Source organism: Paenibacillus sp. FSL L8-0494 (assembly GCF_038003695.1).
GTDB classification, from domain to species: Bacteria; Bacillota; Bacilli; order Paenibacillales; family Paenibacillaceae; genus Paenibacillus_AQ; species Paenibacillus_AQ odorifer.
This window is the reverse complement of the sequence record NZ_JBBOPQ010000001.1, coordinates 5,760,894-5,774,665: the sequence shown is the minus strand read 5'-3', so window position 1 is coordinate 5,774,665 and position 13,772 is coordinate 5,760,894. Positions and strand designations below refer to the sequence as shown.

Below are 13,772 nucleotides of genomic sequence, written 5' to 3'. Positions count from 1 at the left end.
CCTTTTTTTGCTGGAAGCATAATTTGAGCCGGGCAAGTCCTTAAATTTGCAAAAACGGAACAGAGTATTTAAAAAATGCTGTATGTCTTTTACCAGATAGCTCCAGCATAATAAGCCTGTATCTTACATCATGTATACGCTTCCATTCATAGGCGTAGTCATCCGTACCAACAAAACAGTATTGGGGGAGGATTCAGGCGTGAAAAGAAGATTATCAATATTCATGGTGGCGCTTTTACTATCATCCTTATTCTTGAATGTGCTTGAGGCGGGTATACCACGGGCCGCAGCGGATGCCGCAGGAGTTCCAGTGTACTATGATCCCACAAAAAGTGTGGAGGAGCGCACTGCGGATCTATTATCCCGAATGACGCTGGAAGAGAAGATTGGGCAGATGGTTCAAGCAGAAAGAGCTGCCGTCACTCCTGAGGAGGTACAGAAATATGCTCTTGGCTCTGTACTCAGCGGGGGGGGCTCATTCCCTAACGGAAAAGAAAGTGACAGTACCCGCGATAACTGGAGAGACTTGATAGATAGCTATCAGGATGGTGCATTGTCTACCAGATTAGGCATTCCGCTGCTCTATGGGGTGGATGCGGTGCATGGACATAACAATGTCAAAGGCGCAACGCTTTTTCCGCATAATATTGGCCTAGGGGCTGCTAATGATCCCGCATTGACTGAGCTTATTGGTGCAGCTGCTGCTAGGGAAGTAGCCGCAACAGGAGCGAACTGGACATTTGCCCCAACGATAGCCTCCCCTCATAATGCAAGATGGGGTAGAACCTATGAAGGTTTTAGTGATAATCAGGATATTTCAGCAGAACTAGGTGCGGCTTATGTGTTTGGACTGCAAGGACGGACTGCTGCTGCATTGGCAGGGACAGATACAATCACGGCAACAGCAAAACATTATCTAGGTGAAGGTTATACGGATAATGGTGTAAATCAAGGCAACATCACTAAATATACCGAGCAAGAGATCATGGATAAGGATTTGAAAATTTATAAAGCAGCTGTAGACGCAGGGGTGCAGACGGTTATGGCCTCCTATCACAGCATCCAAGGTCTTAAAATGCATGCCCATAAACATTTACTGACCGATGTTTTGAAGGGTGACAAGAAAAATGGCGGGCTTGGCTTTACCGGTTTCGTGATTTCGGATTATAACGCTGTGCAGCAAATCACAGTGGATAGCGAGGGCAAAGCAGTTAGCGGATTGAAGAACCAGCTGTATGTGTCCGTAAACGCCGGAGTCGATATGTTCATGATGCCGACCGTTTGGAAGGATACGATTAAGTACATCACAGAACTTGTAGGCGAAGGTAAAATTACTACTGAGCGCATAGATGATGCGGCAGAACGTATCCTGCATGTCAAAATCGCTTCAGGATTGTTCGAGCATCCCAAAAGCGAACCGGATCTGTTGAGTGCATTTGGCTCAGCAGAAAGCCGCAAATTAGCCCGCCAAGCTGTGGCGGAGTCGCTTGTTCTTTTGAAGAACGATGAGGTAAATGGAAGTCCAATTCTATCGCAATTAAGCGGGATGGATAAAATATTCGTAGCAGGTAAAAACGCTAATAATATCGGTAACCAAGCCGGTGGTTGGTCGATCACTTGGCAAGGGAAGTCGGGCAATATAACTGAAGGCACGACGATCCTCGAAGGGATAAAGGAGGCTGTTCCTGCTTCTACAACGGTCAAATATAACCTGAACGGGCGGGGAGCTGCGGGTTATGATGCGGCGATCGCTGTTATCGGTGAGACACCTTACGCCGAGACCGATGGCGACCGGACCAGCTTGAATCTGGATGAGCAGGATCTGGCGACACTTGCGAATATACGTGCTGCTGATCCTAATATTCCGCTTATCGTTGTATTGGTGTCTGGACGTCCAATGACGATAGCCAGCCAAGTGGAAGATTGGGATGGGCTTGTGGCAGCTTGGCTACCAGGTACAGAGGGTGCTGGAGTAGCTGATGTGTTATTTGGTACTAAGGATTTTGTAGGCAAAAATCCAATTCGTTGGTCATTCGCTTTGAACAATTATCCGGCAGACAATAACAGTACTAATGTGTTGTTCAAAACAGGATATGGCTTGACCAAAAATGAGAAAACACCAAAGCTTCCAACTGCTCCTGTCGATCCGGAAGCTCCAGAGATTCCTTCACTGCCGGTTCCCGGCAAAATTGAAGCAGAGGACTTTTTGAACAAAAGCGCAGGACTGCAAACTGAAAATACGCAGGATATAGGTGGCGGTCTCGATGTCGGCTATACCTCGGCTGGACAGTGGCTCGAATATAACGTGAATGTGGAGCAAGCAGGTACGTATCAAGCCGATTTCCGCTATTCCGTTAATAGTGGCACTACAGGCATCAACATCAAATCAGCAGAGGGAACCAAGCTAGGAACATTAAGCGTGACCTCAACAGGTGGCTGGCAGAATTGGCAGACGAAAGCTGTAGAAAATGTTGTGTTTAAGAAGGCAGGATTGCAAAAGATCCGTCTGGAATTTACCGGTGGGGATATCAACCTGAACTGGGTGAGCTTCACTCGAACAGGTGATGTGCCTGTAGATCCATCAAATCCCGGAGATGGCGGGGAAAGCACTAAACATGTTATTAAGTCAGATGTAGTTAGCTCCTGGGTATCGAGTGAGCGAGATCCTTCCGATCGGAAATGGTATTATGCTGACCGTTATCAAGAGGGTGATTTGAAGCTGGAAGAGCAGGCGAAGCTGGATATTGTGGTTCCTGACGTGAAGGCAGGTACAGAGATCCATATTGATCCTGACCGGAAATATCAATCTATTCTAGGGATCGGTACCTCCATGGAGGAATCGACGGTTAATAATCTGGCGAAGATGTCTGCGGCGAAGCAGGAGGAATTGCTGCGGAAAATGATTGATCCTGTATCAGGGATCGGAATGAGTATGCTCCGGTTGACGATTGGGACGGCTGACTTTACAGATAAACAATTTTATACCTACGATGATATGCCTCCAGGACAAACCGACATTAATTTGGAGCATTTCTCCATCCAAAAGGACATTGACTACCATATCATCAGCACGGTTAAAAAAATTCAAAACATCAACCCGGATATTAAGTTTTTTGCCTCACCTTGGAGCCCGCCGGGTTGGATGAAGACTACAGACAGTATGATCAAAGGCCAAGTGAAGGATGAATATCTGCCTGTACTGGCCAAATATTATCTTAAATTCGTACAGGAGTACGAGAAGCTGGGAATTACCTTTGAAGGTCTGACCTTGCAGAATGAACCTTTGCTGGAAATTGAATATCCAAGCACCAAAATGCCGTGGGAGCAAGAAGCCCAGCTGGCTAAACTGCTGCGGAAGGAATTAGATGAACATGGTTTCAAAGACGTAAAGCTGTGGACATTTGATCATAATCCTGGTGACACGATGGCCTATCCAGCACAAATCCTTGGCAATCCTGAATTAGGTGCCTACGATGCGGTGGACGGAACTGCTTTTCATGATTATGGCGGTGACCTTGGTCTGATGACCCAGCTCCATAATCTCTATCCTGACAAAAATGTATATTTGACCGAACGCGCAGTCTGGGGTACCTCAGGCGCAGACCGCATTGCTCAATATTTCCGTAATTGGGCCCGCAGCTATAACTCCTGGGTAGCGATGCTGGACAGTGATATTGCCTCCCATCAGTGGACCGGAACGCCAGACCCAACCCCGATTGTGCAGGATTCGGGAGACCGTAACCATTACTGGCTGCTGCCAGAATATTATCTGATGGGCCAATTTACGAAATTCGTTAAACCGGGGTACGTGCGGATTGATAGTGACTACGGCTCAAGCAGCACTGTAACGAACGTAGCTTTTGCTAGTCCGGATGGAAAAGAGATTGTGACGGTAGTGATCAACCAGACGTCGGATCTACAGCCGTTCAAATTGCTAGTGGACGGTGCGCAAATTAGTGCTGTGCTGCCGGCGAAATCAGTGGGCACTTATAGCTGGGAACGTCTGAATGGTATACAGACGGTGCCGGGTGTAGTGAATGCTGTTGATTTTGAAGAAGCGCAAGGGGTTTACACTGTAAATGAGCAGGGTTATATTGGCGGGTTCGCGCCAGACGCCTCGTCCACCTTCGACTATGTGATTGATGTTAAAGAAAGCGGTAAATATTCACTTCAATTTAAGCATGCCGCTCAATTCAGCGATGGCGCCGGAAAATCGGTGGAAATTAGTGAAGATGGTAAGGTTATCGCTACGCTTCCAATTGTGCAGCAGACGGAGAGTATGACAGATTTTGCAGATTATCAATCCTTGATCTCTCTGAACAAGGGCATTCACAAGCTCACCTTGAAGACGAACGGGAACGGTTATAATATCCGTTCATTAACTTTACGCCAAGCGCCTTCCGGATCACATGAGCTTCCTGGTGTGCTTCAAGGGCAAGACTACACTACAGCTTCAGGGGTGTTAGTGACGGGTGGTGCAGTGGGTTATACTGACCCCGGCGATTGGGTGAAGTATAAGATTAATGTACCTGCCAGCGGTAACTACCCACTCCTGATCTCCTATGCTACTAATCAGGATGATGCAGAGCTGGAACTGCTGACGGGAGAGGATGGAGCAACAGTAACGACAGCGACTTATGCTTTGACGAAGACGGGGGGATGGTCCAATTGGCAAATAGCTAATGGAACGGTAACCTTGCCTGCCGGGGAGCAGACGCTGACCATGAAAGTAAATGGAGCAGGATTTCATTTGCAGTCGCTTACGATCGGACCCGCGCTTCAATCGGAGACTGCTTTGGTAGAAGGAAATGAGGAGGGTGCAGAAGTTATCGTCAAGCTAGTAAATGACAAATATGCACCTGAACTGGATACCGCTTATTGGTCTATTGAAGGTTACGAGGGAACGGTTGTGGATAGCGTATACCGGGTGGATGATTATACAGCGAAGGTCGTATTAGCGGGGACGCGAGCTATTGATTTCGACACTGATCGTACGCTTACGGTTACCGCTGATGTGTATCAGACAGAATCAAATCAGTCTTTTGGCAGCGTCCATGTTCTGAAATTGCCTCTTATAGTTACAGCAATCAACGACGAAGAGAGCATTAGTCTTTCTCCGAGTACTCTTCCATATCAAGTGAACGGGAATGAATTGGTAGTCAGCCTTACAGGAGGGACATTTAATCCTGATGCCATTCAGAGCATTTCTGTCTCGGGCCCAGGTAAGGATCAGGGGCATGTTAGTATTGGGGCAGCTGCCTTACTTGACCCTACCCATGTGAAGCTGACGCTGGCATGGAATGATCATACCCCGTATTATAGTGATTTGCAGCTTACCGTGAATGTGCCTGCAAATGCTTATGCCGATTCAAGTGGTGGCGTGCTGCGTGCGGAGGTTAAGCTCTTAGGAACAACTAGTGCTACAGCACCTATAGAAGTCACAAGTTTGAACGCACTCGATCAATTCTACCAGCTGCAAGGTATCACAGTCAGCGGCCAAGGCAGTGGAGCGAAGCTGACCGGCATTGATGCTGGAGACAGCATTGATTACTGGGTAAATGTGCCGCAGGATGGAAACTATGCTTTTACGCTTACCGTGACTTCCGCGAATGGTGCTCCTAAGGGCATTATTTATAAAACGGAGGATGGGAAGACATTAAGAACCGTTGATGTGCCGAATCTTTACTCGCAAACCGTTGGCATACGCACCGTTCTTCAATTGAAGGCTGGTGAACAGAAGCTGCGCCTGCAAGCTGGATCAGCAGGATACGAGCTTAGTGGTATTAAAATAGAACCTTATACTGAAGTAATCATGGATGGCACTGGTTCTTTGAAAGTGGAAGCCGAGAATTATTACGATGCTACACCCAATGGAATTCAGAGTACCATGACTGGCGGTGTGCTGGATTTTAGAAATGTCGGGTTTACCGTTGCAGGTGGTTCTATGGATTATATGCTTGATATTACTGAAGCCGGATTTTATAAAATCGTATATCGGTATGCTACAGCACAAGGCGGAGTAAGCACTACGCTATCTGTAAATGGTACAAAACTCTCGACAGTGCCTATGCCTACTACAGGTGGCTGGTCGAATTACACGCTGGCGAGTGGTGTCGTACAACTTGCGCAAGGAAAACAGGTAGTACGGATGAACTTCAATAATGACGGTGCCAATCTAGATTGGTTCACGCTTGAACGGACGGAAGAAGGAGAGCAGCCGATTCATTCAAAGACTTCCTTACCTGTTTCTTCTTTGAAACCGGGAGCTTACAGCGGATTACAAACGATCAGCCTTACTACAGCGACATCAGGAGCAGAGATTCATTACACAACCGATGGGTCGTTGCCTACAGCAGACAGTCCACTTTATACCGGAACTATTGACGCAGCAGGAGTCACAGTTCTTCGTACGATAGCGGTAAAAGAGGGCATGGAGAACAGTTTTGTAGCTCCATTCACGTATGTGATCAGCGGAGCGGTTGATATGAAGACGGTGTCAGCACCGCAGGCTGATCCTGCCGGGGGAACTTATACAGGGCAGGTTGCTGTGAAGTTAACTACAGCTACAGCTGGAGCGTCTATTCACTACACGTTGGATGGCACTGTACCTACAGCAGCCAGCGAACTGTATAGTGGAGTGATTTATGTAGGCAAGAGCAAGACGATTAAGGCGATTGCTGTAAAAGAGGGCTGGAAGCCAAGTGATATTTCCAGTTTTGAATATATCGTTTCTGCGGATAAACCTGAACCAACCCCAAGTCCAACCTCTGAACCGACTACTCAGCCAACGACAGCACCAACTTCCGGAAGCGGGGGTACCTCAGGTGGTGGCAACAGCGGAACAACAGGGGGGGATTCAAGCGGAAATGCAGGCAGTCTAACAGGCAGCACCATCCTTACAGCAGCACCAGTGCTGAACAGTAATACCGGTGCGGCAAGAGCAAGTATAGACCTGGAAAGCTTGAAAAAGGCTGCTACAGCAGGCTTAAGTGGAGCAACTTCAGCGGTTACTGTTGATATACCGGCAGTAGCTAAAGCTAAGGGTTATGAGCTGCAATTGCCAAACGGTATAATCTTTGCAGATGATAAGACTTCATTGGTCGTTCATACTGAATTTGGTGTGCTGGAGCTGCCAGGTAGTCTGCTGAAACAAGCGGCAAAAGAGGCAGGAACCCCATGGGTAATTACGATAACCAAGGTGGATTCAGATTCTCGCCCAGAATTTAAACTGAGCGTAACTATCAATGGCAAGGAAGCCGTATGGAACAGTTCTGACATGCGGGTTAAGGTGTCCCTGCCGTATACTCCACAATCAGAAGAACGTGGTAAAGAAGGACATATAACGATTCATAGTCTGAATTCGTTGGGGATTCTAACGGTTGTTCCAAGTGGCAGATATAACGCTGCTACGGGGATGGTTTCCTTTACAGGAATTCTCTCTGGTACGTACAGTATCACCTTTACGGAGAAGACATTCCGGGATATCGGCAAATTTGAGTGGGCCCGCAATGCGATTGAGGTGCTTGGCTCTAAAGGCATCATCAACGGAATGACAGAGGATCAATTTGTGCCTCAAGCGGAAGTGAAGCGGGGAGATTTTGTGCTCCTGCTTATAAAAGCGTTTGGCTTGGAAGGAGATAGTGCAGAAAGCTTCACAGATGTGCAGCCTGGCGATTACAGATATGAAGCGTTGGCTATGGCGAAGCAGTTGGGGATCACCACTGGTCGTCCAGATGGAAGCTTTGATCCTAACGCTTCTGTTACGCGGCAGGAAATGATGACACTGGCTGCAAAAGCGATTGCAGCAGCCGGCAGACAGCTTCCAGCCGGCAACGGAGCTTCAATGTCCAGTTTCACGGATAGCCAGCAAGTATCAGCATTTGCACGTGACAGTGTGGCAGCACTAATACGTGCTGGCCTGATCAAGGGAGACGGCTTGCGGATTCATCCACAAGGTGTTACCACCCGTGCAGAGGCAGCGGTTTTGATCTACAACCTGTACAATCTGTAATACATCAGTTGTAAAGATACTTTTAGCTTTTGGGCTGTCGCATCCGTAGATCTTCTACGTTTGCGACAGCCTTTTTTAGGTGTGGTTATTGGGTGAGTATCTAAGTTTAGAAGTTCGCATTAGCTAGATCTACATTAAGCCTGCAACTTCGCCGCCGATCATAATTATCCCCGGAGGCTTACGGACCCCGCAGACGTTATTTGCAAATATATAACCTTTATCGGGGAAATTCGGACACCAGTGGCGTTATTCCCTATGAAGAGGTTCATATTTGGGGTTTGGCATGCTAATAACGGCTTTGGGGTCCGTAAGTAAGTAAAATATGGGATTATACTGCCTTTAGGGTCAGGGGTGTCCGATAGCTGCTTTGTGCGGGCAAATGTGATCTGCGGTAACGAAGGTTGGTGCGGTTGGTGTTTAGACCAAGGTGGAATAAAAAAAGACGCGGACGTCACAGCAGCCATTATCATGACCTACTGGACACCCACGTCTATTGTGAAAAAAAGGGATTGAAAATAGGAAAGAGCTTAAAGCTCTCTCCCGAGACTGTCATTAATGGTTAGACAAAAAGTGAACGGCTGATGATAACCAGCAAGATAAAGAGAACCAGGATGGCGCCAGTGCTAGTGAATGGGCCACCTCCACAACATCCATATCCGCCTCTAACTTCTTCGCTCATGTTCATTCCCCTTTCGGTGTGTGTGTTGTACTTGAGTACATCGTATTGTATGTGCGGAGAGAGGGGCGTGTATAGGCCAATGTCGGAGTCGTGTACAAAAAAAATCAGCTCCATGAAAACGGAGCTGATTGTAAGCTATATAAAGTTCAGTTAGGCTTTTTCTAAATCGCGAACACCTGCGTATACAAGATCGAAAAGATCTTCGAGCTGTTCCTCTTCGATACATGAGAAAGCAATACGTAGGTCAGTTTCACCCAAAGCAATAGTGCCTAGTCCGTAATTATGAATCAGGTGAAGCCGGAGATCTTCAGCCGCAACTGTGTGCAGCTTCAGACACATAAAGTAACCGGAGTTAAAAGGATAATACGTCCATACATCCTCGCCGTATTTACCGCTATCCAGCAGTGCTTTTACTTTATTCGCACGGCCTTTCATGATCTGGAACTTCTCTTCCTTCTGTGCTTCGAATTCCGGAGATTTCAAGGCGTCTAGTACGAAGGTCTGCGAAGGATGCGCACCGCTGGAAATGGTGGCACGGATGATACCTAGTGTTTTTTGCTCCAATGCTGCCAGCAGGTCTTTGTCCTCCGAGGCATAAGTGATGAAACCCACACGGAAGCCCCAGACAAATTCTTCTTTGGTCGCACCGTCAATCTTGATTGGAAGCACACGAGGATGCAGATGAGCCAGTTTGCCGAACAGCGATTCTTTTAGTGAATCCTCAAAGAATAACCCGAAGTATGCATCATCACTTACAACAACAACGTTGATGCCTTCCTCAGCCGCACGAAGGATAGCTGCGACGATCTCATCGCCTTCCTTAATTCCTGGAGTATATCCGGTAGGATTGTTAGGGAAGTTCAGCAGCACAATCGCTTTGCCGCGTTCTTTTTGAGCGAGCAGCGCGTCTTCCAGACCTGCACTGTTGAAAGTCATTTCTTCTGTGAACAGCGGATAGTTAACGGTCTCCCCATGGCGGCGGATTCCGAAGGTTAATTCGTAGTTCTCCCAGTTCTTGTCCGGGTAGATAATCGCGTCACCTGGCTCTGCGAAGAGGTCGGCGACAATGCTAAGCCCGTGAGTCAGGGCATTGGTTACAACGGGATTGCTGATGGTTTTACCTTCTAGCGATGGATTTTCGCGCAGCATCTTTTCACGCCATACAGTACGCAGCTCTGGTTTACCTGCCGGAGGGGCGTAACTATAAAGATCCTTAGGACTGTAAGCGGAGAGTTTATCCTGAATGACGCCGAGGTGCATAGGTACGCCACCTTCAGTAGCAATACCGATGGTTGCGTTGTATTTCTTGGCGTGAGCTCCTGCTTCAGCGGATTGGCTCAGGATGCCCTCTTTTGGGAAGTAAATCTCTTTGCCAAGCGTAGAGAGCATATCATACACATGTTCATTTCCTGCTTTGATACTTTCGTTTAATTGTCCAGCTAGTGGATTCATCAGTTTCATCCTTCCAGGGTTCTTTGGGGATAACATACTGTTAACATTGCCTAACATTATATCACCGCCAATTGCAACCGTCACTTGGAAAGATACGATTTTTAAAAAATATCATTCGGCGTGGAAAGGGCAGTATTTTTTCATCATTTCTATCGTTTCTTCATCACGTGGATTATTTCTTTCGGACAGGCCGGAAATGATGCCGGAGCGCTCTTCTTCTTTTAGGTTTTGCCCAAACTTAAACTTCGCAGTGATCTCCTCGGGGGTAATGCGCACAACGGCAACTCCTTTTAGACGGGGACGGTATCTAGGGTCCTCTGCATCGATGGAATCATACCCCCCCTCGGGCTGGAGCTTTTTCATAAATAAGGAGAGTACGCCGGCTTTTTCATTAATGTCTTCGACAGGTTCGGCTGTGCCGTAGGCGGTCACACTTTTAAAATAGGCGGTTGCAGGGCATGCCAGCTCGGGATCGCTAAAATAAGACGGGATAAGAGCATACTCATCCGCTACCGTAAAGCAGACCTTCTGCTGATTGCGGATCGACTTCATTTTGCCACCAGCATGACTGCCATGGAAATAGAAACAACCATCTGTATATACAAAATTCAGCGGTGTCACCCGCGGTTGCCCCTGTTCATCGCTTGTCCCGAGAAAACCAAAACTCATTCCGTTTAGAAAAGAGACCAATTCTTCCTCCTGATCTACTTTAAATTCTTTTCTGCGCATAGGGATCACGTCCTCTTTCTTTTTAGTCTAGAGCGTCTGCTCCAATGTAATTGTTCTTTAAAGAATAGTAGAATGGTTGACAATTAAAAAGGACCAATTAAGATAGTTTTTAATGGACCACTTGCTGGTCAAGGAGGATAACGATGAATATCACGCTGGCATACGATCAATATCTGGCGATACACCGCTACAAATATTTAGCGTTATATCACGCGCTTCGTGCAGGAATATTGGAAGGAACACTTCCGGGAGGCACTCCGTTGCCGTCTACACGAAGTCTTGCTAAGCACTATGAGCTGTCGCGCGGATCGGTCTCGCAGGTGTATGAAATGTTGCTCGCTGATGGGTATGTAAGGACTGAAACGGGGCGGGGGACATTCGTATCGGAAGATAGCTTTGCTTCAGCTGCCAGTCGCAGTGACGGTGAGAATCAGGCTTTGGGTGAAGCCACAGATGCTGCTGGAGGAGATTGTGAAATCGAGACTACGATTCCTATTTCAGCATGGGGAAAGCGGCTGCTTGCGCGCCCGATACCCTTTTATGAAAAGAGTAATAAGAAAGCAGTGAGCTTCCAGAGTAGTGGTATGCGGATGGAACATTTTCCTTACTCCGAATGGCGCAGTGCGCTCTCTTATGCCGGAGGGAAGGAAGGTGGATTGCTGCAAAGCACTTGTCCACCTCAAGGCGATGAAGGACTTCGGAAAGCTATCGCTGCACATCTGCGGATTACCCGCGGGATTCGCGCGGATGCAGAGCATATCGTATTGTTCAGCGGTTCGATGCAAGGCATCGTTATTTTGACGCAGCTGCTGCTGGATGCAGGGGGCTCAGCGGTCGTAGAGGACCCGGGCTTTCACGGGATCCGGCGAGCCGTAGAGATCACTGGAGGCCGATTGCTGGCAGGGAAGCTGGATGGCAACGGCCTTATTCCGGAGGATTGGGATGCCCGGCTGTTGTTTGTTACGCCGAGCCGTCAATTTCCTACGGGTGTGGTACTGCCTTTGGAACGACGACGGACCTTGTTGGAATGGGCGCAGCGGCATAATGCAGTAATCATTGAAGATGATTATGACAGTGAGTTCCGTTGGGCTGGGCGTCCCATCGAGCCCTTAAAAGCACTGGATCGCGAAGAGCGGGTCGTGTATGTGGGCTCCTTTTCAAACACGATGTTTTCAGGCCTTCGGCTCGGCTTTGCAGTGCTTCCGCCCTCTCTGGTAAAGCCGACTATCGCCGCCAAGGCGCTATATGAGCCCTTGCCGGTAGGGCTGCTGGAGCAGCGAGCCTTGGCGCGGTTCATGAATACAGGCGGCTATGGCCGTCATCTGCGCCGGATGACACGCATCTATGGTGAACGCGGACGCATCCTCAGGACGCTGCTGTCGGAACGGCTTAAGGAGCTCTTCGAGCTACTGCCTGGTGATGCGGGCTTGCATGTATATGCCCGCTGGCTGCGCAGCAACGAAGAGTTTGTTGCTTTCCGAGCGGCAGCGCTTAGGCGCGGCACGAATTTTAGAGATGCCGCGTTATATCAGCTATCACCGGGAGAGCCTGCCGCTTGTTTTTCTTTTGCCCATCTGAATGCCGCGGAGCTGGAGGAAGGGATAACAAGCCTGCATCTGGCGTGGGAAGATGTACAAAATGCAACATGACAAGGTATGATAAAGAAGATGAAATGCAAAACTAAGCGAATGCTTACGAATTTTGACGAAGAAACTCGGAGTAGATTAAGCTAAACAAAACTATATGGACGCTGCGAAGTCAGAGCAGATTTTGTTGACAATACTAAGCGGATGCTTACGAGGCAAGTTTTGCTAACAAAACAAAGCGGATGCTTACGAAGCGAGTTTTGCGAAGAAGTTCAAAGTAGGTTTGCTAACAAAACAAAGCGGATGCTTACGAAGCAAGTTTTGCGAAGTGGTTCAAGGTAGTTTATGCTAACAAAACTTTTAGGAGGGAACGTTATGCTGCATGCATCGCCGTCCTCTTTTGTTATTTTGCCGGCTCTGGCTAAGATTGTATGCGAGCCGGGCTGGAAATGGCAAAAAAGAGAGAAGTCGCTGCAAAATTATGATTTATTTTATGTATGGAGCGGGGAAGGGACGGTTGTGCGTAACGATGAACCCTTTCAAGTAGGTAAGGGAAGCTGCTTCCTTTTTCGTCCGGGTGACCATACAAGTGCTACACATAATCCGCAAAAGCCACTTGTACTTACATATATTCATTTTGATGTCTCCGAAGAGGTGACGGATATTCCGCTGCCCTATCGTGAGCTTACAGAAACCGTTGAATTTGAACATCTGCTTGCTAGGTACGTTCGACTATTTCTGGTGGATACTTACGCCGCTGAGGAAGAAGGGCAGCTTGTACTGAAGCAGCTGATGATTCATCTGCTGAGGGAGGACCGTGTGAAGCCAGTAGAACGTTATGTTAGCAACCATTTGACAGAAATCATTCACGAAATAGCGAACTATGTGAGCCAGCATCCGGGGATTGCACATCGTGTAGAGGATCTTGCTGCTCGTGCGGGGCTTTCGCCTCGGTACTTTTCAATTAAGTTTAAGGAGCTTACGGGCTCTTCTGTGCAGTCTTATGTCATCCGAGCCCGGATTGAGCGTGCGCAGCATTTACTGCTGTACGCAGGAATGAATGTTACTGAGGTCGCAGATGCGCTCGGATATCGTGACATTTTCTTTTTCAGCCGCCAGTTCAAGCAATATACCGGAAAAAGTCCATCTGAGATCCGCTGATTCACTTTTTTTGTTTCAGTTTGTTCAACCAAGGGTAAATACTTTGCAGTTTAGTTTACAGAGAATTTACATAACTTCTTGGAAGGAGACTCTTGGCATGATCATCAGACGAAGAATCTGCAACACGGATTGTAAGAGTGGAGGCGGAGGTATT

The 13,772-nt window shown here is 47.8% G+C and carries 6 protein-coding genes; 3 read left to right on the top strand and 3 right to left on the bottom strand.

From position 1 onward, the window contains the following. The first annotated feature begins 199 nt into the window (after positions 1 to 199). Positions 200 to 8,011 (top strand): glycoside hydrolase family 3 N-terminal domain-containing protein, encoded by a 7,812-nt coding sequence (locus NYE35_RS26060; protein WP_341122240.1) that lies wholly within the window; start codon positions 200 to 202, stop codon positions 8,009 to 8,011. 559 nt (positions 8,012 to 8,570) lie between these two features. On the opposite strand, the gene NYE35_RS26055 is transcribed toward NYE35_RS26060, so the two are convergent. The 3 genes from NYE35_RS26055 to NYE35_RS26045 all read right to left on the bottom strand — a co-directional run bounded on the left by NYE35_RS26055 (position 8,571) and on the right by NYE35_RS26045 (position 10,871). Further along, positions 8,571 to 8,690, bottom strand: coding sequence for a YjcZ family sporulation protein (locus NYE35_RS26055; protein WP_212592220.1), 120 nt, complete (start codon positions 8,688 to 8,690; stop codon positions 8,571 to 8,573). A 150-nt stretch (positions 8,691 to 8,840) separates the two neighbouring features. Continuing rightward, a complete protein-coding gene (locus tag NYE35_RS26050) occupies positions 8,841 to 10,142 on the bottom strand; it encodes an aminotransferase class I/II-fold pyridoxal phosphate-dependent enzyme (RefSeq protein WP_036679816.1) in 1,302 nt (433 codons plus the stop codon). Positions 10,143 to 10,253: 111 nt separating this feature from the next. Then, positions 10,254 to 10,871 carry a pyridoxamine 5'-phosphate oxidase family protein gene (locus NYE35_RS26045; RefSeq protein WP_036679785.1) on the bottom strand — a complete coding sequence of 206 codons (618 nt, stop codon included), beginning with the start codon at positions 10,869 to 10,871 and terminating at the stop codon, positions 10,254 to 10,256. A gap of 143 nt (positions 10,872 to 11,014) precedes the next feature. Between NYE35_RS26045 and pdxR the strand changes: the two genes are divergently transcribed. Further along, entirely contained in the window at positions 11,015 to 12,520 is a 1,506-nt protein-coding gene (pdxR, locus tag NYE35_RS26040) for a MocR-like pyridoxine biosynthesis transcription factor PdxR (protein WP_341122238.1), read from the top strand. A 312-nt stretch (positions 12,521 to 12,832) separates the two neighbouring features. After that, positions 12,833 to 13,618 (top strand): helix-turn-helix domain-containing protein, encoded by a 786-nt coding sequence (locus tag NYE35_RS26035; RefSeq protein ID WP_036679782.1) that lies wholly within the window; start codon positions 12,833 to 12,835, stop codon positions 13,616 to 13,618. The last annotated feature ends 154 nt before the right edge of the window (positions 13,619 to 13,772 follow it).